The following is a 25,848-nucleotide window of genomic DNA, read 5'->3' as shown; positions in this document are numbered from 1 at the left end:
CCGCCACACCGACGGGGAGGCGAGCCACGGCCAGGCCCAGTCCCTGTCGCTGACCCTGCCGCCGCTCGCCACGATGATCTTCGTGCTGGAGCGATAGGGGCTCGTCCCCGAAGGTCACGGATTCAAAAGGTCCGTGACCTTTTGCGGGTCCAGGGCAGAGCCCTGGTGTCTCGGGGGCTTCCCAGCCCCCGCCCCCCCGCTAAAGGGCTGAGCCCTTTGGAAACCCGGCCTTACGCCGCGCGCCAGCGCAGCGCCGGGCTGTTGCCCATGGCGCGGGCGTAGAGGCCGGCATAGCTGTCGGCGGCCTGGTCCCAGCCGAACCGGGCGGCCATGGCGCGCCGGCGCATGGCGTTGAGGCGCTTCTTCTGGCCGAACGCCTCGAAGGCCCGGCGGACCGCCGACCCGAACGCGGTGGCCGAGGCCTCCGCGAAGGTGAAGCCGGTCACCCCGTCCTCGACCGTGTCGGCCAGCCCCCCGGTGCGGTGCACGATCGGCAGGGAGCCGAAGCGCTGGGCGTACATCTGGGCGAGCCCGCACGGCTCGAACCGCGAGGGCATCAGCAGGAAGTCGCTGCCGGCGAACATCCGCCTGGCCTGGGCCTCCTCGAACCCGACATGGACGCCGACCGCGTCGGGGTGGCGCTTGGCCAGGCCGCGCAAAGCCTGCTCGAACCGGCCCTCGCCCTGGCCGATCACCACGAGCTGGCCGCCCTCGGCGACGATCGCCTCGGCCGCCTGCAGGCTCAGATCGATGCCCTTCTGGTGCACCAGGCGCGAGACGATGGCGAAGAGCGGCCCGCGCGAGACCGCGAGCCCGAATTGCTGGCGCACCGCCTCGGCATTGGCGCGCTTGCCCTTCCAGTCGTCGACCTCGAACCGGGTGGCGAGGTGCTGGTCGGTGCTCGGGTCCCAGCTCTCGTCGATGCCGTTGAGGATGCCGGCGAGCCGGCCCTGGCCGGCGCGGGTGCGCAGCAGCCCGTCGAGCCCGCAGCCCATCTCGGGGGTCTGGATCTCGCGGGCATAGGTCTCGCTCACGGTGGTGACCTGCGAGGCGTAGAAGATGCCGGCCTTGAGGAAGGAGAGCTGGCCGTAGAACTCGGCGCCGTCGACCTGGAAGGCCGAATCCGGCACGCCGAGGCGGCCCAGGCTGTCGCGGGGGAAGAGGCCCTGATAGGCGAGGTTGTGAATGGTCAGCACGCTCGGGATGCGCCGGCCGCGCCAGGCCAGGTAGGCCGGGGCGAGGGCAGCCTGCCAGTCGTTGAGGTGCAGCAGGTCGGCGGCCCAGTCGGAATCGGCGCCGGCGGCGATCTCCGCGGCCGCGAGGCTCAGGCGGGCGAAGCGCAGGTCGTTGTCGCCGAAATCGCCGTGGGCGTCGCCGTAGGGCGTGCCGTCGCGCTCGTAGAGCTCGGGCGCCAGCAGGACGTAGATGCGCAATCCGTCGGCGGCCTCGACCAGGCCGAGGTCGCAGGGCGGGACGCCCGCGAAGCCCTCGAGCCGGGCGACCACCGGGATCTCCGGGAAGGCGGCCCGGACCTGGCGGTAGCCGGGGATCAGGACGCGGATGTCGTAATGCGGCACCAGTGCCCGGGGCAGGGCGGCCGAGACCTCGCCGAGGCCGCCGGTCTTCACGAAATCGGCCATCTCCGGGGTGGCGTAGAGGATGCGGCGGCGCAGCGAGGCCGGCCAAGCCGGGTTGGTGAACTGCGCTGCGGCACCGCCGCTCTCGCCGAAGGACTCGTCGGCGAGCGAACCACCGCGAAGCGCGTCGTGCATGGGCATCGATCCTGGCCGGGCGGGATGCCCCGGTCGGGCAGAGGATCGGGCAGACACGGCTGTCACGGCCTCAACCATGTCCAATGCTCCTTCGTCGCAACAGTTCCGCTGCGACGCACAAAATAGGCCAGGGACAGCCTTAAGCATCGGTTACAGATTCGGCCACAGCTTGATGACTGCGCTGCACTGCGACAAGAGATGGCAGGGGAGGGCCGGGCCCTCAGGCCCGGCGCAGGATCACCCCCTCGGCGGGTGCGAGGGCGAGGTGCGCCCGGATCCGCTCGCCCGCCCGGCCGGCGAGCGTCGAGAGCAGCACGCCCCAATCGCCCTCGGGCAGCGGCAGGTTCTGCGGGGCATCGCCGAAGTTCAGGATCACCCGCAGGCTCTCCCCGTCGGCGCTGCGCTCGTAGGCGAACACGTCCGCGGCCTCGACCGGCAGCCCCCGGTAGTCGCCGACCGCGAGCGCCGCATGGTCGCGCCGCAGAGCCAGGAGCCGCCGGTGCAGGGTCAGCATCGAACCGGGGTCCGAGCGCTGGCTCTCGACGTTGCGGGTCGCCCAATCCTCGGAGAGGGGCAGCCACGGCTCCGCGGTGGAGAAGCCGGCCTGCGGGGACTCGTCCCACTGCATCGGCGTGCGCTCCGGGTCGCGGCCGTGGCCGGGCTCGTTGCGCTCCCAGGGGTCCTGGGCGCGCCCCGGGGGGATCGGGACGTGGCCGAGGCCGATCTCGTCGCCGTAATAGAGGGTCGGGGTGCCGCGTAAGGTGAGCAGCAGCATCGCGGCGATGCGCGCCTGGGCCTCGCCGACCCGGGCGGCGATCCGCGGCTGGTCGTGGTTGCCCAGCACCCAGTTCGGCCAGCCGCCCTCGGGCAACGCCGCCTCGTAATTGGCCACGAGGTCGGCGACCGCGTCGGCCCGCCACGGGGTCTGGATCAGCTGGAAGTTGAAGGGCAGGTCGGCGCCGGTGAGATCCGGGCCGTAATAGGCCACCAGCCGCTCGATCGGCAGGTAGATCTCCCCGATCAGCACCCGCTCGCCGTACTGGCGCAGCACCGCCCGCATCCCGGCGATCACGTCGAACACCTCCGGGCGGTCGGCGGAATAGACCTGGGTGAAGCGGTTGATCTCGGGCGTGCCCGGCGCATAGTCGGGATTGGCCGGGTTGTCGCGGAATCCGGCATCCTTCATCAGGTGCCAGATCACGTCGACCCGAAACCCGTCGACGCCGCGCTCCAGCCAGAAGCGCAGGGCGTCGTGCATCGCGGCCCGCACGGCGGGGTTGCGCCAGTTCAGGTCCGGCTGCTCGGCCAGGAAGGCGTGGTAATAGTACTGGCCGGTGGCCGCATCGAGCGTCCAGGCCGGGCCGCCGAAATTCGACACCCAGTTGTTCGGCGGACCGCCCCCCGGGGCCGGGTCGCGCCAGATGTACCAGTCCCGCTTCGGGCTCGACCGCGACGACCGGCTCTCGGCGAACCACGGATGCGCGATCGAGGAATGGTTGGGCACGAAGTCGAGGATCACCTTGAGCTTGCGCCGATGGGCCTCGGCGATCAGCGCGTCGAAATCGGCGAGCGTGCCGAATAACGGGTCGATGCCGCAGTAATCGGCCACGTCGTAGCCGAAATCCGCCATGGGCGAGGGGTAGACCGGCGAGATCCACACGGCGTCGACCCCGAGCCAGGCGAGGTAGTCCAACCGCGCCGTGATGCCCGGCAGGTCGCCGACCCCGTCGCCGTTCGTGTCCTGGAACGAGCGGGGATAGACCTGGTAGACGGTCCCACGCTTCCACCAGACGGTCTCGGTCATGCTGCCCCTCGCGAATCCCCGGGTGCAGGGTTAACCGCTGAGCCGCGCGCTGGCGACGGCTCAGATGCGCGCGATGCGGGCTGGCCGGGCCGGCCGTTGTGTCTAGAATGTCACGTAGTCGCGCCATATCTCTGGCCGCGTAGTCGCGCACCCCGGTCGGGGCGGCGCTGCCACGACTTCGCCCGGAAGCCGGCCGCACAGTCGCGGCTTCGGGGCTCGGATGTCCGCCCGTTCACGCGGTGGCAATCCATCAAAAGAGATAATCCGCCCACGATACCCCTGGCGCTAGCATCCAGGGAGCCGACTTTGGGGGACCTGCACGTGCTGAACGACGTTCTCACTCCGCCCGCCCCGCGGGACGCCTCGCGCGACGACAGCGCTTCCCAGATCCCGGCGCCCGCCGCCTGGACCGCGCCGCTCCTGTCCCAGACCGGCGATTCCGTGGTCGACCTGCGGGAATCGATCCGCGCCAAGCTCAGCTTCGCGCTGGGCCGGACGCCCGAGAACGCCCGTCCGCGCGACTGGTTCGCCGCGACCGCGCTGGCCCTGCGCGAGCGGATCGTGGCGGCCTGCATGGCTTCCGAGAAGGCCGTGCCGAACAAGCGGGTCTACTACCTCTCGCTCGAATTCCTGATCGGCCGGCTGATGTCGGACGCGATGAACAACCTCGGCCTCACCGAGACGACCCGGGCGGCGCTCCGGGAGCTCGGGGTCGATCTCGACGCCGTGCAGGAAGCCGAGCCCGACGCGGCGCTCGGCAATGGCGGGCTCGGGCGGCTCGCCGCCTGCTTCATGGACAGCATGGCCAGCATCGGGATCCCGGCGATCGGCTACGGCATCCGGTACGACCACGGCCTGTTCCGCCAATCCTTCGAGGATGGCTGGCAGCGCGAGGCGCCGGAGACTTGGCTCGCGGAGGGCAACCCCTGGGAGTTCGTCCGGCCCGACGCGACCTACAGGATCGGCTTCGGCGGCACCGTCACCCTGTCCTCGCCCGGCGAGGGCGTGATCCGCCGCCACTGGCAGCCGGCCGAGACCGTCCAGGCGGTCGCCCACGACATCCCGGTGGTCGGCTGGCGCGGGCGCCACGTCAACCGGCTGCGCCTGTGGAAGGCGGAGGCCGGCGAGCCCGTCGACCTCGCCCGCTTCAACGGCGGCGACCATGTCGGCGCGGTCGCGGCGCGCATGCGCGCCGAGGCGATCTCGCGGGTGCTCTATCCGAGCGATTCCTCGGCCGACGGCCAGGAGCTGCGCCTGCGCCAGGAATACTTCTTCACCTCTGCCTCGCTCCAGGACCTCATCGCCCGCCACGTCACGGAGCGCGGCGACGTGCGGTCCCTGCCGGACCACGCCGCGATCCAGCTCAACGACACCCACCCGGCCATCGCGGTGCCGGAGCTGATGCGCATCCTGATGGAGGACCACGACCTCTCCTGGGAGGATGCGTGGCACGTCACCACCAACACGCTGAACTACACCAACCACACCCTGCTGCCCGAGGCGCTGGAGACCTGGCCGGTGGAGCTGATGGAGCGGCTGCTGCCGCGCCACATGCAGATCATCTACCTGATCAACTGGATGCATCTCGAGGAGCAGGCCAAGCACGGCCGCCAGGACGCCGCCCACCAGGACGCCGCCTACCTGGCCTCGATCTCGCTGATCGACGAGGCCCATGGCCGCCGGGTGCGGATGGGGCACCTCGCCTTCCACGGCTCCCGCCGGGTCAACGGCGTCTCGGCGCTGCACACCGACCTGATGCGGTCCACGGTGTTCGCGCCGCTGCACGCCCTGGATCCGGACAAGATCGTCAACAAGACCAACGGCATCACCTTCCGGCGCTGGCTCCACAACGCCAATCCGGGCCTCACCCGGCTCGCCGTGGAGACGGTGGGCGCGGGCGTTCTCGACGATCCCGAGCTGCTCCGGGGCCTCGAGGCCCATGCCGAGGATCCCGCCTTCGTGGCGCGCTACGCCGCCGTGCGCCGGCAGCGCAAGGAGGCGCTCGCCAAGCTCGTGGCCGAGCGCACCGGCACCGACATCGACCCGGACGCGCTGTTCGACGTCCAGGTCAAGCGCATCCACGAATACAAGCGCCAGCTGCTCAACGTCGTCGAGACGGTGGCGCTCTACCAGGCGATCAAGGCCGAGCCGCACCGGGACTGGACGCCCCGGGTGAAGATCTTCGCCGGCAAGGCGGCGCCGAGCTACGTGCGGGCCAAGCTGATCATCAAGCTCGCCTGCGACGTGGCCAAGGCGGTGAACGACGATCCGGACATCGCCGGCCGGCTGAAGGTGGTGTTCCTGCCGAACTACTCGGTGAGCCTGGCGGAGGCGATCATCCCGGCCGCCGACCTGTCGGAGCAGATCTCCACCGCCGGCATGGAGGCGTCGGGCACCGGCAACATGAAGTTCGCCCTCAACGGCGCGCTCACGGTCGGCACGCTGGACGGGGCCAATATCGAGATCCGCGACCATGTCGGGGCGGACAACATCTTTATCTTCGGCCTCGACGCGGCCGGGGTGCAGGCGCGCGAGGCCGAGCCGGGCTACGCCGCAAAGGCAATCCAGGCCTCGCCGCGGCTGGCGGCCGCCCTCGACATGATCGCCTCCGGGCGGTTCTCGCCGGAGGAGCCGGGCCGGTTCCGGCCGCTCACCGACGACCTGCGCCAGCGCGACCAGTACCTGCTCACCGCCGATTTCGACGATTACTGGCGGGTGCAGCGCTCCATCGACGCCGCCTGGCGCGACCCGCGCGGCTGGTGGGCCAAGGCGATCCGCAACACCGCCCGGATGGCGTGGTTCTCGTCCGACCGGTCGATGCGCGAATACGCCGAGGAGATCTGGCGCGTCCGCCTGAGCTGACGTCCCGGCCTTATCGGGCTTCGCCCGAAGTCGGGGGCCTGCCCCGACACCCCGCCGAAGGGCCTCAGGCCCTTCGGAAACCCTTCAGCCGGCGCCAGAGCCGGTGGCGGAGCAGCGCGACGCGCTCGGCGAGCCCGAGCCGGCGCCGGACGAAGACGTGCGACATCCGCCCGAGCCGCGCGCCCCGGTCCGGCTCGCCCTTGCGCAGGGCGATGTCCGGCAGCGCGGCCTCCTGCGTGATCGTCAGGGACCGCGCGGCCGGGAACACGGCGCTGCGGTAGACCGAGCGCGTGTAATACGAGACTTCGTCGTAGGCGGTGATCGCGCGGGTCCGCCCGCGCGCCGGATCCCGGATCGTCAGCGTGCCCGCCCGCGGCCCGTAGGTCACGAGCAGGCCGATCACGTGGCGCGGGCGCCCGAGCGGGATCTCGACGCTCGCGCCCTCGGGAATCTCCAGGAAGTGCAGCGGGATGCCGTTGCGGCGCAGGTCGAACCCGCATTCCAGGCCGGGGAGGGTGCGCAGCGGCAGCGAGTCGAACCGGACCGGCAAGCCCCGGAACCGGTCGAGATAGGCGCGGCCCGGGGGCGGCGCCCGCATCAGGGCGTAGACCAGGGTGCCGTAGAGCTCGGCCCCGGCCGGGGCGACATGGGTCCCGTCCTTCAGCAGGTAGGTGATGTCGCCCGCCCCCGCTTCGGCCACCGGGGCGGCGATATCGAGATACGGGATGCCGTAGAGGGCGCGGTACGCGCCGAGCAGGCCGGCGACGGGCTCGGCCGCGTAATCGACCCCGCCCTGGTGGAGGTTGAGGAAGGCCACCGGCAGGTTCCGGCGCGCCGTCGCCGCCAGGATGTCGTCCAGATAGGCCCGCATCGTCGCGCCGTCGAAGTAGCGGACGTTGCCGGTAAACAGCTCCAGCAGGACGTGGTCGCAGGGGATCGCGTCGAGGATCTCGTCGATTAGGCAGGCGATCGCGGGCAGGGAATGCCCGCCCCAGCCGCTGCGCAGGAAGGTGACCGGCCGCCCCTCGGCCGCGGCGAGGGCGTTGGCCCGCTCGACATAGCCCGGCAGCTCTGTGACGCTGTAGCCGAGGCAGAGCACGCGGAGCATCGGGGAATCCGCTCGACCGGGCGCCGGAAATGCGGGGTTCAGTCGAGCACGATCGGGTAGCAGCGCGCGCCCACGGAGGCGGCGAGCACCTGCACGGCGCCGACCGTGGCGATGTCGCCGGCCACGTGGACGACGTCAGTGGCGCGCAGGCTCGGCAGGTGGGCGGTGAGCGGCCCGGACCGCACGTCCGGCGGACGCTGGCGGCCGCGATCGGCGCAGAGCACGATCCGGCCGACGCCGGTGCAGCGCAGCCAGTCCAGACTCTCGCGCATGTAGAGGTCGAGGGCGTCGCGGGCGCCCACCGCCAGGGCCATCTCGCGGGCGGGCTCGATGTAGCGGGCCGCCCGGGCGATCGCCCAGATCGGGCCGAAGCCGGCCCCGGCCGCCACCAGCACGAGGCGCCCGCCGCCGGGCCGGTACTGGCCGCGGCCGACGGGGCCCTTCAGGCGCACCGGCTGGTCGAGGCGGATCGCGTCGACCGGGCCGCCCTCGGGATCGCGGGGGATGTGGAACACCGCCTCGTTGATCTCGGCCGAGCCGTCGATCCGCAGGGTCGGGGACAGGGTCATCGCGGGCAGGCCCGCGAAGGTGACGAGGGCCTGGTGGCCCGGTTCGAGGTTCGGGCGCCGGGTCAGGGTCGCCACCACCTCGACGATGCCGGGGCAGAGCCGGCGGATCTCCGAGACGGTGCCCTTGCGGATCGCCACCGGCGGGGGCGGGGCCTCCTCCTGGCCCAGGATCGGGGCGCCGGGCAGGCTCGGCCGCAGGGCCTCGGCCCGGGCGCGACGGGCCGGCGGGCGGCGGCTCGACGGCGCGGCGCTGCCCTGGCCGGCGAGCTGGTTGGCGAGCTGCGCCTGGACGGGCGCGATCATGCCTTCGGCGAGCGCCGCCTCGAGTGGCGTGTCGCCGGTCGAGACGCGCACCGACCGGCCGTTGACGACGAGCGAGCAGCGCGCGCCCATGGCCGTACCCCGCTTGGTCTGGAGAGGGATCACCGGGCGCGGATCAGCAGCGTGTCGACCAGGGACGCCCAGCGCTCGCGGGTCGCCCGGACGTCGTCGCTCGCCGCGGACTCGGTCAGGAGCTGGCGCTGCGCCCGCAGGGCCTCGACCTCCTGCCGCTGGGCCCGGAGCACCGCCTTCATCACCTGCAGCTCGGTCTCGAGCCGGGCGATCTCGTCGGCCTCGTCCGATTCCGCGAGCAGGTCATCCTGGGGGACGCTGGGACCGTGGGCCTCCTGGCCGGGCAGGGGCAGCCGCGTCCGGGCCTGCTGCTCCAGCCGGACTGGTCGGGCGATCAGACGACGCACGAGATCCGAGCTGCCCGCCTGCTGGTAACGCCTCGCCGCCTCGGCCATCCGCCATCCCCTTCACGGGCGCCGGAGGGCCCGCCTGTCAACAGGAGCTTGCGCGGACATGGTTAAGGGGGGCTTAAACCGATCGGCGGCATTCGAGGGTATTCAGGCGGCCTCCGCTGCCGCGCCCTTCATCAACCCGGCCACCAGCGTGTAGGTCTCGGTCCAGGCCTCGCGGACCTCGGGGGTGAAGTCGGGGCCGAGGCCCTGTTCCAGGGTCCAGAGCAGCGCGGCGCCGACCGGGGCGTAATGGGCGGCCTGCGTGCCGTAGGCGACGTGCTTGCGCCCGAGTTCCTGGATCGCCGGGGCCACGGTCTCCGGGTGGCCGAGATTGGCCACAGCCAGGCCCAGCATGGCCATCAGTTTCTTTTTCTGCTCGGCCATGTCGTCGGGGAAGAGCGGGCGGACCTCCGGGGCGATCTCGAACAGGCGCCCGTAGAACAGGTCGGCCGCCGTCCCGGCGATCGGCCGTACCTTCGCGAAACTGTCCTGGACGAGCCGGACCTGATCGGGCGTCATCGCATCCCCTGCCGAAAGACCTGTCCCCCGGCGGGGTTATAGCCCGGCTCGGGCCGGGTGAAACCTGTATCAGGCGGCTTCGGGCGCGGCGCCGACGATCTGGCGGGCCTGGAGCATGGTCATCGGCTCGCCGAAGGCGGGGCCGAGGGCGTATTCGCAGCCGAGGCCGGCCAGCGCCTGGGCGTCGCTCTCCGATTCGCAGCCCTCCGCCACGATGGCGAGGTTCAACTCGCTCGCCATCCGGACGATGGAGCGCAGGATCGCGGTCTGGCCGGTGCCGATCTGGCGCACGAAGGTCGCGTCGACCTTGATCGTGTCGAACGGGAAGCGCTGGAGGTAGGACAGGGCCGAGTAGCCGGTGCCGAAATCCGACAGGCACAGGCCGGCCCCGAGGTCGTGGATCCGGGCCAGCATCTGGGCGGCGTATTCCGGGTTCTCCATCACCAGGCTCTCGCTGAATTCCAGCTTGAGCGAGCCGGGCAGGGCCCCGGAGCGGGCCAGCACGGTCTTCACGTCGTGCAGCAGATCGTGGCGCAGGAGCTGGCGCGAGGACAGGTTGCAGGCCGCGAAGATCGGCGGCTCGACCTCGAGGGAGCGCTGCCAGGCGGCGAGTTCCAGGGCGGTGCGCTCCAGGGCGAAGATGCCGAGATTGACCACGAAGCCGCTCTCTTCGGCCAGCGGCATGAAGGTCGAGGCCGGGATCCGACCGAGCTTCGGATGGTCCCAGCGCAAGACGGTCTCGAACCCCGCCACGGTGCGGTCCTCGAGGCGGACCACCGGCAGGAACAGCACCCGCAACTCGTTGCGCTCGATCGCCTTGCGCAGGTCGCTCTCCAGCATCAGCCGGTCGGAGCGGTCGGTGCGCATATGGGCGCGGAACACCTCGATGCGGTCGCCGCCGTTGCGCTTGGCCTGGATCATGGCGATCTCGGCACTCTTGAACACCTCGTCGCGCTTGAGGTTGGCGCCGGCCTCGTAGAGGGCGAGCCCGATCGAGACCGTGAGGAAGATCTCCCGGTCGGCATAGGTGATCGGCGTGGCGATCGCCCGGCGGATCATCTCGGCAAAGGCCAGGATCCGGTCGGGGTCGCGCTCGGACAGCAGGATCACGGCGAATTCGTCGCTGGAGATCCGGGCCAGGCTGTCCTGCGGCCGCAGCAGGCGGCCGAGCCGGCGGGACAGGGTCAGCAGGATCGAATCGCCCGCCGAGAGGCCGATGGCGTCGTTGATGCCCTTGAACCGGTCGACATCGAGCACGATCACGGTGGGTCGGAGGCGCTGGTCCTGGCCCGCGAAGGCCAGAGCCGCGTCGAGGCGGTCGCCGAACAGCTCGCGGTTGGGCAGGCCGGTCAGGCTGTCATGCACGGCGTCGTGGAGCAGGCGCTCCTCGGCGGTCTTGATCTCGGTGACGTCCGCGATGGTGCCGACCACGCGGATCACCTCGCCGTCGGCGCCGATCACCGGCCGCGCCTTCAGCCGGTACCAGAAATAGGTGCCGGCGGCCGAGCGCAGGCGGAAATCGTGGACGATGCGCCCGCGCCGCTCCTCGATCACCGTGTCGAGGGCCGCCGAGTAGCGCTCCACGTCGAACGGGTGGAGCGTGCCGAGCCAGTTCGTCGCCGGGCCCTCCAGGGTGCCCCGGGGCAGGCCGAGCTGGGCCTCGATCTCGGGGCCGGCGAAGACCCGGTCGGCGGGCACGTCCCAGTCGAACACCACGTCGCCCGCGCCGGTCAGCGCCAGGGCCCGCCGCTCGGTGTCCGAGACCAGGGCGTGGCTGAGGCCGCCGCCCGCGAAAGCGTGCTGGAGCACCGTGAAGCCGATCAGCATCACGATCAGCACGAGGCCGCCGATCAGGGCCGGCTGCACCAGGTCGCTGCCGATCTGGCCGGTGACCGCGAAGCCGGCGGCCGTGACCCAGACCACCAGCAGCAGCCAGGTCGGCACTAGCAGGATGGCGCGGTCGTAGCCGTTATGGGCGGCGAGGTAGACGATCAGCAGCAGGCCGATCCCGGCCACGGCCGCGATGGAGATGCGCGCCACCCCGGCCGCCACCGGCGGGTCGAACACCGCCAGGCCGACGAGGCCCGCCAGGAAGGCGAGCCAGAAGAACGCCACGTGGCTGTAGCGCACGTGCCAGCGGGCGAGGTTCAGGTAGGCGAACAGGAACACCAGCAGCGTCGCCCCGAGCACCGCCTCGGCGGAGGCCCGGTAGACCCGCTCGGCGAGCTCGGTGACGGGAAAGACCCGCTGCAGGAAGCCGAAATCGATGCAGGCATAGGCCAGCACCGACCAGGCCAGAGCCGCGGCGGCCGGGAAGATGATCGCGCCCTTGACCACGAACACGATGGTCAGGAACAGGGCCAGCAGCCCGCTGATGCCGATGATGATGCCCTTGTACAGGGTCAGCCCGGCGGTCTTGCGGCGATAGGCGTCCTGATCCCACAGGTGCAGCTGCGGGACGTTGGGGCCGCGCAGCTCGGCGACGTAGGTGACGGTCGTGCCGGGATCCAGCGTGATGGTGAACTGGTCGGCTTCCGGGTTCTCGTCGCGCTCCGGGCGGATGCCCTGGCTCGCCGTGATGGCGGCGATCCGCGAGCCGCCGAGATCGGGCCAGATCACCCCGGAATCCACCAGCCGGAAATGCGGCGCCACCAGGATGCGGTCGATCTGCTCGTCGGTGTCGTTGGTGAGCGCGAACACGATCCAGTCGGGCCGGGCGCCGGCATCGCGCGCCTTCACGACGATGCGGCGGACGATGCCGTCCTTGCCCGGCGCCGTCGAGATCTGGATCAGGTCCCCGTCCGAGCGGTAGCGCTCGATCGCGGTGGTCAGGTCGATCACCGGCGCGTCGAGGGTGACGCGCACCGCCTCGACGGCCAGGGCCGGAGCGCTCGCCGAGACGGCCAGCGACAGGGCACCGACCAGGGTCAGGAGGAGGGCGAGGATGCGCAAGGGTGTCTTGAGTTCCGGCCGTGCGAGCTTCGGCATCGGCCACCCGGGCGGCCGCGATCGATAGGACGGCCCCGATCCCGGGGCAGCCGCCCCGGTCCGGATCCGGACCCCGCGGATCGCGCCCCTTTGCGGCCAAATCAAGTTGGGTGCGCGGGGGCGGCGCCCGGCCGGGGCGGGTTTGCGGTGGATTTCACAGCCTCGTCCCGGAAGGCGGCGTCCGGCTTTCGGAAAAGAGGCTGCCCCATCAAAGACCTGGCGCGTCGCCCCGGCTTCGGCACCCGGAACGCGGCCCTAGGCTGCGCCGAGGGCGGCGGCGATCCGGTCGAGGGTGGGCAGCTTGCGGATCGGGCCGATCGCCGCCAGCGTCGGCGCGCCCTTGAGCATGTCGGCCGCGACGGCCCGCACATCCGCCACCGTGACGGCGTCGACCTTGTCGATCACCTCCCCGGCGGGAATGACCCGGCCCCAGGCCAGGATCTGGCGGGCGTTGCGCTCGATGCGCCCACCGGGCGTCTCCAGCGCCGAGAGCAGGGACACCTTCAGCTGCGCCTTGGCCCGGGCGATCTCGGGCTCGGCGAGGTCGCGGGCGGCCCGGGCCGTGGCCGCCAGCGTCACGTCGACCAGCTCGGGCAGGTCCGCGCCGGCGGTCCCGGCGCCGATGCCGAACAGGCCGCAATCGGAGAACGGCCAGTGGAAGGCCTGGATCTCGTAGGCGAGGCCGCGGGTCTCGCGCACCTCCTGCCACAGCCGGGAGGTCAGCCCGCCGCCGAGCACCTGGGCGAACATGTGCAGCGCGTAGTAGCGCTCGTCCCGGAACGACAGGCCGGGCAGGCCGATCACGACGTTGGCCTGTTCGAGCTTGCGCGGCATCCGCCGCTCGCCGCCGCCGTAGAGCCCCGCCACCGCCGCAGGCGCCACCGTTGCCGGCAGGGCGCCGAAATGGCGCTCGGCGGCCGCGACGATCGCCTCGTGGGTGACCGCGCCGGCCCCGGCCACGACGATGCGGTCCGGCGTGTATTCCCGGGCGAGATAGGCGCGGATGCCGGCCTCGTCGAAGCTCCGGATCGTCTCGGGCCGCCCGAGGATCGGCCGGCCGACCGGCTGGTTTGGGAAGGCGGCTTCCGTGAAGGCGTCGTAGACCACGTCGTCGGGGGTGTCCTCGACGGCGGCGTATTCCTGCAGGATCACGCCCTTCTCGCGGGCGAGCTCGCCGGCATCGAACACCGAATCGGTGAGGATGTCGCCGATCACGTCGAGGGCGAGGCCGGCATCCTCGCCGAGCACCCGGGCGGTGTAGCTCGTCCCCTCCGTGGAGGTGGCGGCGTTGATCTCGCCGCCGACATTCTCGATCTCCTCGGCGATCTTCTGGGCCGTGCGCGTGCGGGTGCCCTTGAACGCCATGTGCTCGATGAGGTGGGACAGGCCGGCCTCATCCGCCCGCTCGTTGCGCGAGCCAGCGCCGACCCAGACGCCGAGGCTGGCGGTCGCCACCCCGGGCATCGGCTCGGTGACCACCGTGACACCGTTCGCGAGCCGCGTGGTGCGCAGGTCCGGGGAAGCGGCGTGCGTGGAGAAATGCTGGTTCATCGCGGGCTCAGGCACCCTTCGTGATGCGGGCGCGCTCGCGGATCAGCCGCTCCACCGCGGCCTGGTCGTTGGCCACAGGGGTCATGCGCTCGGGCCGGTCCATGAGGTCGGCGAGGTGCGGCGGCAGGGCTGGGCGCAGGCCGCCGGTGGCCTTGGCGACCGCGTCCGGGAATTTCGCGGGGTGCGCGGTGGCGAGGGCGACGACAGGGGTGGCCGGGTCCTTCTCCAGGAGCCGGCGGCCGGCCCGCACCCCGATGGCGCTGTGGGGATCGAGCACGATCCCGGTGGCGGCCTGGGTCAGGGCGATCTCCTCCATCACGTCGCTCTCGGGCACGGCGACGGCATCGAACTCGGAGCGGACCGTGGCCAGGACGTCCGGGCTCAGGGAGAAGCCGCCGGACTGCTTCAGCCCGGCCATCAGCCGCGACAGCGCCGAGGCGTCGCGCCCCAGGGCCTCGAACAGAAGCCGCTCGAAATTCGAAGAAATCTGGATGTCCATGGAGGGCGAGGTCGTGGGCACGACGCCGCGCAGCTCGTAGGCGCCGTGCTCCAGGGTGCGCACCAGGATGTCGTTGGCGTTGGTGCCGATCATCAGCCGCTCGATCGGCAGGCCCATGCGCTTGGCGACCCAGCCGGCGAGCACGTCGCCGAAATTGCCGGTCGGCACCGCGAAGGAGACCGGCCGGTGGGGCGCCCCGAGCGCCACCGCGCTGGTGAAATAGTAGACCGCCTGCGCCGCGACCCGGGCCCAGTTGATCGAGTTGACCCCGGACAGGCGCACCGCATCGGCGAATTCGGCGTGCTGGAACAAGGCTTTGACCAGGTTCTGGCAATCGTCGAAGGTGCCGTCCACCGCCAGCGCGTGGACGTTCTGGGCCGGCACCGAGGTCATCTGCCGCCGCTGGACCTCGGAGACCCGCCCGTGCGGGTAGAGGATGAAGATGTCGACCCGGTCGAGGCCGCCGAAGGCCTCGACGGCGGCCGAGCCGGTATCGCCCGAGGTCGCGCCCACGATGGTGGCGCGGGTGTCGCGCTTGGCGAGGACATGGTCCATCAGCCGCCCGAGCAGCTGCATCGCCACGTCCTTGAAGGCGAGCGTCGGCCCGTGGAAGAGCTCCAGCAGGAACAGGTTGTCGTCGAGCTGGGTCAGCGGGCAGACCGCCGGGTGCCGGAAGGTGGCGTAGGATTCGTCGATCATCCGGTCGAGGTCCGGACCGGCGATCTCGCCATCCATCAGCGGCCGCAGCACGCGCTTGGCGGCCTCCGCGTAGGGCTTGCCGGCCAGCGCGGCGATCTCCGCCGGGCCGATCTGCGGCCAGGTCTGCGGCACGTAGAGTCCGCCGTCGCGGGCGAGGCCTGCGAGGAGCGCATCCGAGAACGAGAGCGGTGCGGCCTCGCCGCGGGTCGAGACGTGGAGCACAGGGGCCTCCGGGAGGAAGGCGCCCCCTCTACACGATGCGGGCGGACCTGTCGAAAGCCCGGCGCGGCCGAGGGGGGGCCGCGGTTTAACCGGGCCTGAACGGGCCGGTTCAGGACCGGTTGCGCCGCCGCGCCTAGAACCGGATCACCCCCGGGGAACCCCGGCCCGACCGGCCGGCACCGCGGGGGCGGCCCGACCCCGCCTGCGGGGTGCCTTCGGAAAGAGAGCCGACATGATTCGAACCCGTGCCGTTCGACCCCTCGCCTTGGCCGGCGCCGCAGCGCTGCTGCTCGGCACCGCGGCGATCGCCCAGACCCCGCCGCCCGGCGGCCCGCGGCCGGGTCCCGAGGCCGGCGCCCCGCCGCCTCCGCCCCCGGGCGGTCCCCGGCGCGGTCCCGGTCCGGACGGGCCGCCCCCGCCGCCCCCCGGCGGTCCCCAGCGCGGCCCGGGCCCCGACGGTCCGCCGCCGCCGCCTCCGCCGCCGAAGGGCGCGCATTTCCGCCTCGAGCGGGGCGACACCCGGATCGACGTGAAATGCGCCGACGAGGACTCGATGAAGGCCTGTGCCGACATCACCCTGCAGCTCGTCGACAAGCTCGGGACGCTGCGGCCCGCCGACGCCCGATAGCGCCTCGCCACGCCGGCGGGGCTCGGAAACGACCCCGCCAATGCCGGCACCCACGACAGGATCACCACCATGACCGATACGAGAACCGATTCGCATGAGGCCGCCGGCACCGTCTGGGCCGTGTTCGGGCACCGATTCGCCCTCGACGGGGCAGGGGGGCGGATCCTGGCGGATCTCGGCCCGAAGGGCGCCGCGGACATAACCCTGGCGGTCGGCGACCGGGTCGCGCTGCGGGGCACGAAAAAGCCCTGCGCGATCAAGGTCACCCGCCTCACCCTGGCGGACGGCTCGACCCGCACGATCGACTGGCCCGAGAAGGAGAAGCACGCCCATCCGCCGGCCGATCCCGCCCGGGCGATCCGGGCCGCGGAGGCGGCGGGCTACACGGTCGCCGGCGTGCCGGAGCGGAAGCCCAAGCATTTCGAGCTTCCGGCCGCGAAGGACGGCGTGCGCCACACGGTCCACGTCGCGCTCGACGGGACGATCCGGAAGGCCGTGGCCCTCGCCGCGTAGGCCGGCGGAACCGCGAGCGCCGGTCAGGCGCTCGTGCCCGGCGCCTTGATCAGGCGGCAGCCGGTGATGCGCCAGGCCCCGTCCGCGTCCCGGGCGAGGCTGTACTCGGCGGTCCAGTCGACGCCGTACTCGTCCTGGATCGCCACCGACTGCACCATTCCCGCCGCCCCGGTATCCCGGCCCTCGCCGAACACGAAGCTGCGGTGGCGGTAGACCGGACGGTACTGGTTGCGGACCATGCCGATGAACAGGTCGGCGTTCGGAAACAGCTCCTGGATCGCCGGGGCCGCCTGGGCATAGGCGGTCGGCGCGTCGTCGCGCCCGAGCGCCTCGACCTGCTTGGCGATCACCGCCCGGGCCGCCGCCCGGGCGCCGTCATCGGCCAGGGCCGGCCCCGCGAGGCCGAGGATCAGCAGGAGGGCGAGCCACGCGCGCATCGACGGTCACTCCGATCAAGCGCCTCCCACGAGACACCTGAGCCGACGGATCATCTAGATGGATGCGGCCGGTCGGCAAGCACTGCGCGTGCGAGATGTGCAGGCGTCGCGCTTCGGTTGTGCAAGTCGCTGGAAAGAGTGGCATTTTCCGCCCCGAACCCGCGCGCGGGTTTGATTCTCCGCCCGGGTTTTGCGAGCGTCCCGGCGACCGACTCAGTCCTGCGGGACTCGGTCGCAGGGGGCAGAGGGCGATGACGCAGAGCCAGGCAGACGCGGAGGGCCGCCCCGGGGCGGTCCCGGCCAAGGACGTTGCTCCCATGAGCGTCGGGGTGTTCATCCCGATCGGCAACAACGGCTGGCTGCTGTCGGAGAACGCCCCGCAATACCGGCCGAGCTTCGCGCTCAACAAGCAGATCACCCTGAAGGCGGAAGCGCACGGGCTCGATTTCGCCCTGTCGATGATCAAGCTGCGCGGCTTCGGCGGCAAGACCGAGTTCTGGGACCACAACCTCGAATCGTTCACCCTGATGGCGGGGCTCGCCGCGGTGACCACCCGGATCAAGCTGTTCGCCACCGCGGCGACCCTGTGCATGCCGCCCGCGATCGTCGCCCGCATGGCCGCGACCATCGATTCGATCTCGGACGGGCGCTTCGGCCTGAACCTCGTCACCGGCTGGCAGAAGCCGGAATACGACCAGATGGGCCTGTGGCCCGGCGAGGAGTATTTCTTGAAGCGGTACGACTACTTGTCGGAATACGCTCAGATTCTACGCGAGCTGTGGGAGACGGGGGCCAGCGACCTCAAGGGCACGTTCTTCCAGATGAACGATTGCCGCCTGAGCCCCCGGCCGCAGGCGCCGATGAAGATCATCTGCGCCGGCCAGAGCGGCGCCGGCATGGCCTTCACGGCGCAATATGCCGACTACAATTTCTGCCTGGGCAAGGGGGTCAACACCCCCACCGCCTTCGCGCCCGTGGTGGAGCGGCTGGCGGAGGCCAGGGCCAAGACCGGTCGGCACGTGACCGCCTTCGCGCTGTTCATGATCATCGCCGACGAGACCGACGCCGCCGCGATGGCGACCTGGGAGCATTACAAGGCGGGGGCCGATGCCGAGGCGATCGCCTGGCTCGGGATCCAGGGCGCGGCCGACACCAAGTCCGGCAGCGACACGAACGTCCGCCAGCTCGCCGACCCGACCTCGGCGGTGAACCTCAACATGGGCACCCTGGTGGGCAGCTACGCCCACGTGGCCGAGATGCTCGACGCGATCATGACGATCGACGGGGTGGAGGGCGTGCTGCTGGTGTTCGACGACTTCCTCAAAGGGCTCGACGCCTTCGGGACCCGGATCCAGCCGCTGATGCAATCCCGCCGGCACGTCGTGCCGACACCGCTCGCCGAGGTCGCGTGATGAGAGAAGTCGCCTGATGGACACGCAAGCCGGATTCCACGACGCCCATGGCCGCCACGGCGGCGTCATCCTGCCGGCCCGGCCCGAGCCGATCGCCTTCGATCCGGCCGCGACGGTGCTGATCGTCGTCGACATGCAGAACGCCTATGCCAGCCCGGGCGGCTATCTCGACCTCGCGGGCTTCGACGTGTCGGAGACCGGCCCGGTCATCGCCCGGATCATCCGGGCGGTGGCGGCGGCCCGGGCCGCGGGCATCCGGATCCTGTGGTTCCAGAACGGCTGGGATCCGGATTACGTCGAGGCTGGCGGCCCGGGCTCGCCGAACTGGCACAAGTCCAACGCCCTCAAGACCATGCGGCGGCGGCCGGAGATGAACGCGCAGCTCCTCGCCAAGGGCTCCTGGGACTATGCCCTGGTGGACGCCCTGAAGCCGGAGCCCGGCGACATCGTGCTGGGCAAGCCGCGCTACAGCGGCTTCTACAACACGCCGCTCGACAGCATGCTGCGGGCCCGGGGTGTGAACACGCTGGTCTTCACCGGCATCGCCACCAATGTCTGCGTCGAGTCGACCCTGCGGGACGGCTACCACCGGGAGTATTTTGGGATCGTCCTGGCGGACGCCACCCACCAGGCCGGGCCGCGGAGCCTGCACGAGGGGGCGCTCGCCAATATTGAGACCTTCTTCGGCTGGGTCTCGGACGTGGCGTCGTTCGCGGCGGCGCTCGGCGCGCAGACCCGCGCCGCCGCCGAATAGACCGCCCGCCGTCCCCGCACCCGCAACGCCAAGTCCGGAAAAGAAATGCCGAAGCAGGTTGTCATACCGCCGGGGACCGGCAAGCCGCTCGCCCCCTACGTGCCCGGCACCCTGGCCGACGGGGTGCTGTACGTCTCGGGCACGCTGCCGCTCGATGCGGATGCCAACGTCGTCCATGTCGGCGATGCCGGTGCCCAGACCCGGCACGTGCTGGAGACGATCAAGGGCGTGGTCGAGGCCGCGGGCGGCACGATGGACGACGTGACCTTCAACCACGTCTTCCTGAAGGACTGGGCCGATTACGCGGCGATCAACGCGGTCTACGCGGACTACTTCCCCGGCGAGAAGCCGGCGCGCTACTGCATCCAGTGCGGCTTGGTGAAGCCCGACGCCCTCGTGGAGATCGCCTCCGTGGCCCATATCGGCCGCTGATCACCGGCCCCGCAGAAGTTTTGGCGCAAGGCCGGGTAGCGCTGCCGCCAGGAGCCCGGCCGCGCGCAGCACCTCGACGGCCTCCTGCGGCGAGCGGCGGGCGAGCGCCAGGGCGAGCCGCAGCGGCACCTGCGCGCAAAAACTCGCCATGGTGAGGGCGAGGGCGGCGGCCGGGCCGTGATGCTTGCCGGCATAGAGGATCTGGCTGCGTAGGAAGTAGAACAGGCGCCGCGCCCGGGCCTGCCGGGTCGTGCCCTGGCCGACATGGTGGGCGACCGCCCCGGCCACGTGCCGCACTGAGAAGCCGGCGGCGCGGGCGCGGGTGCAGAGGTCGGCATCCTCCCAATAGACGAAGAAGCGCGGGTCGAAGCCGTCGAGCGCCGCGAACAGGTCCCGGCGGATCATCAGGAACGCGCCCATCACCTGGCCGACGGCCCGGTCGTCGGCGTGATCCCATTCGCGCAGGAAATGCGGCCGGACGAGGCCGAGCCGGTCGAGCGCGAGGGCGCGGCCGAGGAGGCCGAGACCGGTGGGCGCCCGGGCGCAGGAGCGGGCGGTCCGCCCGTCCGGGTCGACCAGCCGGGCGCCGACGATCCCGGTGCGCGGATCGGCCATCAGGGCGTCCAGGGCCACGAGCAGGGCGTCGGGGGCGACCTGCGTGTCCGGGTTGAGGAACAGGATCGCCGGGGCGTCCCCGGCGGCGGCACCCTGGTCGCAGGCCCGGCCGAAGCCGCGATTCTCGGCGTTGCGGATCAGCCGGAGCGGGCGGGGCAGGGCGGGCAGGTCGTCCGCCGAGCCGTCCTGCGAGGCGTTGTCGACCACGATGACCTGCACGGATGCGGCCTCCCGGACGGATGCGAGGCTCGCCAGGCAGGCGCGGAGGAGGGCGCCGCCGTTCCAGTTGACGATCACCACGTCGAGGGCGGCGCGGTCGGTCATGGGCGATCCGGGGGCGGGCCGAGGCGCCCGAGGGCGCCGTCGCGGACGGCCCCCAGCAGCCGCAGCAGCACGGCCGGCCGCCAGCCCGAATCCGCCCAGTACAGGCCGGCCTGGAGCGGCAGGTAGGCGGCCTGGGCGAGCTTCCAGCGCAGGGGGACGTGCGGCAGGCGCCAGGCATAGACCGCGTTGCGCAGGTAGGTCGCCATGCGGAACAGGGGCTGGCGCGGCATCGCGATCCCGAAGCCGCGGATCACCCCGCCCCCGACCCGGTGCGGGATCGCGACATCCCGGGCCAGGTAGCAGCCGTAACCCAGGCTCCAGGCGCGAAAGCACCATTCGAGCTCGACGCCGTCGATGAAGAAATCGGCGCGGAACGGCCCGATCCGGGCGAGGGCGTCGAGGTCGATGAGCGAGCCCGAGGTCGCCAGGAACTGCACCGGGGCGCAGGCTGGAGGGAGGGCGCCGCAGGCCGGCGCGCCGGGGCGGGGCGGGTAGGCAGGCGCCTTGTGGCCGGGTGCGGGGGCAGGGGCCGGCCCCACGACCGCGACCGGGATCGCGGCCGCCCGAAGCCGCTCGCGGGCGGCCAGCAGCGCCGCGGCCAGCCCGGTCTCTGGCTCGGCATCCTGGTCGAGCAGCAGCAGGGTCTCGGCACCGGCCGCCCGGGCCGCCGCGGCGATCCGGTTGAGCGCCTCCGCGATGCCGAGATTGCGCCCCGCCGACAGGACGGTCACCCCGGCCCGGGTGAGGCGCTCCGCATCCGCCTCGGCCAGGCCGCCATCGTCGAAGGCGATCACCCCGGCGCATCCGGAGACGGCCTGCGCCAGCACCCGATCCACCTGGTCCGGGCTCGGCCGGAACAGGGTGATGCCGATCATGAGGCGGCCCGGCGTCGGTTCAGGCACGGGCCGGGCTCCGGCCGCTCTTACCCGCCCCACCGCGACGGCGTCGGCCTGTTCGACGTCGAGGGGTCCGCGGCGCGGCATCGAAGGGATCGCTCGCGAGGGAAGGCCGGACTGGAAAGCCCGCGCGGCGGGGCATGGCGTCGATTCGGTCCCGATACAGCATCGTCCCGAAAGGTGGCTGCCGGCTTTCGGAAAAAGGCGATGTGAAGCATAGACCTCGCGCACCGTGCCGGGTCCGATACCTGGCACGGTGCGCGAGGCCGGCGTTTCGATATCGCGGGCCCCGGTCCCCGACAAGCGGCCATGCCGGGTCGCGCAGCCGCGCGGGCCGAGGACGGGCCGGCCCATGGTTTACGGACTCCGTCGGTTCCGTTAGTTCGACGGGCGAAGAATGCGAGGCCCGCCCCCGCGCCTCGCACGCCCCGACGCTGCCGACCATGAGCCGATCCGAGACCCGCGCCTCGACCGCGTCGACCCCGAAGGCGGCTGCCGGATGCCGCGTCTCGTGACGGCACGCGGCGCACGTTTCCCCGCAGAGCCCTGAGATGCGCCTCGGTTTGCCCCCGACCTTCGGGCGGTTCAAGCGCCGCATCGGCCGGCCCGTCGCGCGCGGCGCCGTCGACTCCGCCCGCGCCCTGCGCCTCGGTTGGCGCCGGCTCAGCGACCCGCTGGGCCGGCCCGCCGCCCTGCACGCCCGGTGGGTCGGCAAACAGGCCGGGGACGACATCGAGACCCACATGGTCGCGGCTTTGGAGCCGTATGTCGATGCCGGCTTCTACGCGAGCTGGTACGGCATCACGGTCGATCCGGTGCGCGACTACCTCACGGTCGGCTGGCGCGAGGGCCGGGACCCGCGACCGGACTTCTGCACCGCCGACTACCTCGCCGCACGGCCGTATCTCGCCCGGGCCGGCATCAACCCGTTCCTGCACTGGGTGACGGCGCAGCGCGCCAAGGGCGGTGCCCTGCCCCGGCCCGACACGAAACAGGCCGAGCGCCTGGCCCGCCGCCTCGTGGACGGGGCGTTCTACCTCGCCAACAACCCCGACCTGGGGGCGGCCGGCGTCGACCCCGTGGCCCATTACATGGCCTCCGGCTGGCGCGAGGGCCGCGAGCCGTCGCCGCACTTCGACATCCTGGCCTATTGCCTGACCCGGGGCATCTCCTACGCGACCCAGAACCCGCTGGTGCACTACGTCCTGCACGGCGGCCCCGCCCGGCCCGAGCCGGCGGATCTCGTCGCGCTTCAGGCCGAGACGATCGGTCCCTATTTCGACGCCGCCTATTACCGGCAAGGGTTGGACGGGTCGGACGCGGCCTCCGACGCCGAGCTGCTGCGCAGCTACGTGAGCGGCGGCTGGCGGGCGATGCGCAGCCCGCGCCAGGATTTCGACCCCGCCGGCTTCGTGCAGGCGCGGGCCGGCAGCCGGGCGGTGATCGGCGACCCGTTCTTCCGCACCGTCGCCGAGACGCTGCTGACGGGTAAACAGCCGTTCTCAGGGACGGACAGGCTGAACGTCCCGGCCGTGGACGAGGCCTGGTACCGGGCGACCTACCCGGACGTGCGGGAGGCCGCACCCTATCTGCACTTCGCCACAAGCGGCTGGCGGGAGCTGCGCGATCCGGGCCCGGGGCGCTCGACGCTGGACGCGCTGCTGCGGGTCTGCGGCCTGCGCCCGGCGCGTCCGCCCGTGGAGGACACGCTCTGGCTCGGCGCGATCGGCCGGGAGCCCCTGGACCGGGCGGCATCCCTGGACCTGCAGGCCGGGCTGGCGGCGCTGCATTTCGACCACGCCTTCTACCGGGAACGCTACGGCCTCGCCGAGGATGTCGACGCGATCCGCGACTATTGCGACACCGGCTGGCGGCAGGGCCGCAACCCGCGCCCCGATTTCAACGGGACCGCCTATCTCGACGCCCATCCCTGGGTGCGCGAGACCGGCATCGCGCCCCTGGTCCACCATCTCGCCACCGCACTGTTGCACGGCGTCGATATCGCGGCCGGGCGGTTCGACCCGCGCTACGGGCCGCCGCCCTCCGAGGCGGACGCCCTGGCCGAGCAGGCCCGGCTGTTCGAGCCGTATTTCGACGCGGCGTACTACGCCAAGCGCAATGCCGACATCGCCGGCGCCGCGGGCGGCCCGCTCGCTCATTTCGTCGCCTACGGCCAGCACGAGGGCCGCGACCCGAGCAAGACCTTCTCGATCGCGTTCTACGCGGAGACCTACGGGCATCTTCTTGCGCCGGGCGAGACGCCGTTCCTGCACTACGTGCGCACCGGGCGCGCCGCCGGGCTGATGGGCTGCCCCGAGGATCTCGGAGCCTGGCCGGCCATGGAGGCCCCCGAGCCGCAGGACTGGGACGGCCTGCCCCGCGCCCTGACCCTCGCCCAGGCCCGGGTCGTCGTGATCATGCCGGTCTACAAGGGCCGCGGCGAGACCCTGCGCGCCATCCACGCCTGCCTCGCCGCCCCGCAGAAGACCCCCTTCACCCTGCTCGCCGTCAACGACCGGTCCCCCGACCCGCTGCTCTCCGCCGACCTCAAGGACCTCGCCGGCCGCGGCCTGTTCCACCTCGTCGAGAACCGGGAAAACCTCGGCTTCGTCCGCTCGGTCAATCGCGGGCTCAGTCTGCGCCAGGGCAAGGCCGTGGTCCTGCTCAACTCCGACGCCCAGGTGTTCGGCGACTGGCTCGACCGACTCGTCGCCCATGCCGAGGCGGCAGACGCGGACGGCCGCCCGCCGGTGGGCAGCGTCACGCCGCTGTCGAACAACGCCACGATCTGCAGCTACCCGCGCTTCAACGCCAACAACACCATGGCGCTGGAGATCCCCCGGCCCGAGCTCGACCAGGCCGCCCGCACGCTCAACCGCGGCCGCAGCATCGAGGTGCCCACCGGGGTCGGGTTCTGCCTCTACATGACCGCCGCCGCGCTCGACGCGGTCGGGACCCTCGACGAGGTCGCCTTCGGCAAGGGCTACGGCGAGGAGAACGACTGGTGCATGCGCGCCCGCAAGGCCGGGTTTTCGAACCTGCTGGCCGAGGACGTGTACGTCTACCATGCCGGGCAGATCTCGTTCGGGCTCGACCCGGGCGGCGAGTACGACCAGGGCCAGGCGGCCTTGCTCGCCAAGCATCCGGATTACCCGGCGCTCGTCGGCCAGTTCGTCCAGGCCGATCCCGGCCGGCGGGGGCGGGCGCGGCTCGACCTGCACCGGCTCGCCCGACACTTCCGCGGCCGGGCGGTGCTGTTCGTGACCCATAGCTGGGGCGGGGGCATCCAGCGGCACATCGACGACATGATCGCCCGGCTCAAACGCGAGGGCACGGCCGTGGTGCTGCTCTCGGTCGACCGGGCCCGGAACATCCAGGTCAACGTCTCGTATCGCAGCCGGGAGTTCGTGTACCTGCCGAGCCTGGACAGCCTGTACCTGCCGCGCGATGCCGAGGCGGTGGCGGCGTTCGTGGAGCAGTTGGCGCCGCGCCTGATCCACGTGCACTCGCTGGCGGGCCTGCGCTGGAATGCGGCGCAGGCGCTGATGGACCTCGTGTCCGGGTCGGGGCGGCCCTATGCCTGGACGCTGCACGACTTCTCGCCGGTGTGCCACCGCAACCACCTGGTGATGCCGGACGGGCGCTATTGCGGGCTGGCGCCGGTGTCTCTGTGCCGGGACTGCCTGGCCTCGGACGCGGACGGCTACGAGGAGCCGGATCCGGCGGAGCGGCGGGCCACGTTCGGGCGGTTCCTGGCCGGGGCGGCGCGGGTGTTCGCGCCGTCCGCCGACACGGCGGGGCGGATCGGCGGCGTGTATCCGGAACTGGCGATCACGGTGCGGCCGCATGTCGAGGCCGACCGAAGCGTGCGCTCCACCGCCCTGAGGCGCCCGGGCCGCCTGCGCCGCGTCGCGGTGCTGGGCGCGATCAGCGCGACCAAGGGCGGCCTGTTCCTGCAGGCCCTGGCCACCGACGCCCAGGACCGGAAGCTGCCGCTGCGGTTCGCGATCGTGGGCTTCTCCGATCCCGCGCTGGCGGGCGGCCTGGAGCGGGCCGGGGTGAGCCAGACCGGCCGCTACGCCGGCGACGACGAGGCCCTCGACCTGGTCTGGCGGACTTCCGCCGACCTGGTCCTGCTGCCGGCGATCTGGCCGGAAACGTATTCGTATGCCCTGACGCTCGGGCTGCGGACCGGCCTGCCGGTGGTGGCCTTCGATCTCGGCGCCCAGGGCGACCGGCTGCGGGCCTATCCGAACGGCCATGTCCTGCCCTACGCCCTGGCGAATGATCCGGCCGCCTTCAACGACCGGTTGCTGGCGCTCGACATCTCACGCGCCGGGGAGCTCTCGGTGCCGATCCAGGCGCCCGAATACGACGACCTGATGCGCGACTACTACGTCCTGGACCTGAATCCGGCCGGGGCGAAGAACCCATTCGACGAGGACGCCGCATGATCTCC

At 71.9% G+C, this 25,848-nt stretch carries 19 protein-coding genes; 7 read left to right on the top strand and 12 right to left on the bottom strand.

Features of this window, described 5'->3' with window-relative positions; translation table 11 throughout:
* Positions 1-230 precede the first annotated feature (230 nt).
* Positions 231-1,772 (bottom strand): glycogen synthase GlgA, encoded by a 1,542-nt coding sequence (gene glgA, locus WYO_RS06810; protein WP_007560580.1) that lies wholly within the window; start codon positions 1,770-1,772, stop codon positions 231-233.
* A 220-nt stretch (positions 1,773-1,992) separates the two neighbouring features.
* Positions 1,993-3,576 (bottom strand): alpha-amylase family glycosyl hydrolase, encoded by a 1,584-nt coding sequence (locus WYO_RS06805; RefSeq protein ID WP_007560579.1) that lies wholly within the window; start codon positions 3,574-3,576, stop codon positions 1,993-1,995.
* A gap of 387 nt (positions 3,577-3,963) precedes the next feature.
* Between WYO_RS06805 and WYO_RS06800 the strand changes: the two genes are divergently transcribed.
* On the top strand, positions 3,964-6,438 hold the full coding sequence (locus WYO_RS06800; RefSeq protein ID WP_244424096.1) for a glycogen/starch/alpha-glucan phosphorylase: 2,475 nt from the start codon (positions 3,964-3,966) through the stop codon (positions 6,436-6,438).
* A 64-nt stretch (positions 6,439-6,502) separates the two neighbouring features.
* Here the strand turns inward: WYO_RS06800 and WYO_RS06795 are convergent, their stop codons facing one another.
* From WYO_RS06795 to thrC, 7 genes are all read right to left on the bottom strand, one after another.
* Entirely contained in the window at positions 6,503-7,546 is a 1,044-nt protein-coding gene (locus WYO_RS06795) for a hypothetical protein (protein WP_007560577.1), read from the bottom strand.
* A gap of 38 nt (positions 7,547-7,584) precedes the next feature.
* The gene (locus WYO_RS06790; RefSeq protein ID WP_039902454.1) at positions 7,585-8,508 is read right to left on the bottom strand and encodes a ferredoxin--NAD(+) reductase; all 924 of its coding nucleotides are present in this window, start codon (positions 8,506-8,508) and stop codon (positions 7,585-7,587) included.
* Between the two features lie 29 nt (positions 8,509-8,537).
* Positions 8,538-8,903, bottom strand: coding sequence for a hypothetical protein (locus tag WYO_RS06785; RefSeq protein WP_007560574.1), 366 nt, complete (start codon positions 8,901-8,903; stop codon positions 8,538-8,540).
* A gap of 102 nt (positions 8,904-9,005) precedes the next feature.
* Positions 9,006-9,419 (bottom strand): globin family protein, encoded by a 414-nt coding sequence (locus tag WYO_RS06780; RefSeq protein WP_007560572.1) that lies wholly within the window; start codon positions 9,417-9,419, stop codon positions 9,006-9,008.
* A gap of 69 nt (positions 9,420-9,488) precedes the next feature.
* Complete coding sequence (locus WYO_RS06775) at positions 9,489-12,407, bottom strand: sensor domain-containing phosphodiesterase (protein ID WP_007560570.1); 2,919 nt, start codon at positions 12,405-12,407, stop codon at positions 9,489-9,491.
* Positions 12,408-12,662: 255 nt separating this feature from the next.
* Positions 12,663-13,958, bottom strand: a complete 1,296-nt coding sequence (locus WYO_RS06770; protein ID WP_007560568.1) for a pitrilysin family protein — start codon at positions 13,956-13,958, stop codon at positions 12,663-12,665.
* Between the two features lie 7 nt (positions 13,959-13,965).
* Entirely contained in the window at positions 13,966-15,378 is a 1,413-nt protein-coding gene (gene thrC / locus WYO_RS06765; RefSeq protein WP_007560567.1) for a threonine synthase, read from the bottom strand.
* Between the two features lie 232 nt (positions 15,379-15,610).
* Between thrC and WYO_RS06760 the strand changes: the two genes are divergently transcribed.
* Together WYO_RS06760 and WYO_RS06755 are read left to right on the top strand one after the other, a co-directional pair.
* A complete protein-coding gene (locus WYO_RS06760; RefSeq protein WP_007560564.1) occupies positions 15,611-16,006 on the top strand; it encodes a hypothetical protein in 396 nt (131 codons plus the stop codon).
* A 69-nt stretch (positions 16,007-16,075) separates the two neighbouring features.
* Entirely contained in the window at positions 16,076-16,519 is a 444-nt protein-coding gene (locus WYO_RS06755) for a hypothetical protein (protein ID WP_007560562.1), read from the top strand.
* Positions 16,520-16,542: 23 nt separating this feature from the next.
* Here the strand turns inward: WYO_RS06755 and WYO_RS06750 are convergent, their stop codons facing one another.
* Positions 16,543-16,956: a DUF4864 domain-containing protein gene (locus tag WYO_RS06750; RefSeq protein ID WP_007560560.1), complete on the bottom strand. Its 414-nt coding sequence runs from the start codon at positions 16,954-16,956 to the stop codon at positions 16,543-16,545.
* Between the two features lie 317 nt (positions 16,957-17,273).
* On the opposite strand from WYO_RS06750, the gene rutA reads away from it, so the two are divergent.
* Genes rutA through rutC form a run of 3 tightly spaced genes read left to right on the top strand, consistent with a single transcriptional unit; the run spans position 17,274 to position 19,554 of the window.
* A complete protein-coding gene (gene rutA, locus WYO_RS06745) occupies positions 17,274-18,368 on the top strand; it encodes a pyrimidine utilization protein A (RefSeq protein WP_039902451.1) in 1,095 nt (364 codons plus the stop codon).
* A 16-nt stretch (positions 18,369-18,384) separates the two neighbouring features.
* On the top strand, positions 18,385-19,122 hold the full coding sequence (gene rutB, locus WYO_RS06740; RefSeq protein ID WP_007560556.1) for a pyrimidine utilization protein B: 738 nt from the start codon (positions 18,385-18,387) through the stop codon (positions 19,120-19,122).
* Between the two features lie 45 nt (positions 19,123-19,167).
* On the top strand, positions 19,168-19,554 hold the full coding sequence (gene rutC / locus WYO_RS06735; protein WP_007560554.1) for a pyrimidine utilization protein C: 387 nt from the start codon (positions 19,168-19,170) through the stop codon (positions 19,552-19,554).
* Here rutC and WYO_RS06730 read toward each other — a convergent pair whose 3' ends face one another.
* Positions 19,555-20,493 carry a glycosyltransferase family 2 protein gene (locus tag WYO_RS06730; protein ID WP_007560551.1) on the bottom strand — a complete coding sequence of 313 codons (939 nt, stop codon included), beginning with the start codon at positions 20,491-20,493 and terminating at the stop codon, positions 19,555-19,557.
* Positions 20,490-21,395: a glycosyltransferase family 2 protein gene (locus WYO_RS06725; RefSeq protein ID WP_244424094.1), complete on the bottom strand. Its 906-nt coding sequence runs from the start codon at positions 21,393-21,395 to the stop codon at positions 20,490-20,492. The genes WYO_RS06730 and WYO_RS06725 overlap by 4 nt, the downstream gene beginning before the upstream one ends.
* A gap of 545 nt (positions 21,396-21,940) precedes the next feature.
* Between WYO_RS06725 and WYO_RS28930 the strand changes: the two genes are divergently transcribed.
* Positions 21,941-25,843: a glycosyltransferase gene (locus WYO_RS28930; RefSeq protein WP_007560547.1), complete on the top strand. Its 3,903-nt coding sequence runs from the start codon at positions 21,941-21,943 to the stop codon at positions 25,841-25,843.
* The last annotated feature ends 5 nt before the right edge of the window (positions 25,844-25,848 follow it).

Origin of the sequence: Methylobacterium sp. GXF4, from assembly GCF_000272495.1 — a bacterium.
Lineage (GTDB): Bacteria > Pseudomonadota > Alphaproteobacteria > Rhizobiales > Beijerinckiaceae > Methylobacterium > Methylobacterium brachiatum.
This window is presented reverse-complemented; position numbering and strand designations above follow the sequence as displayed.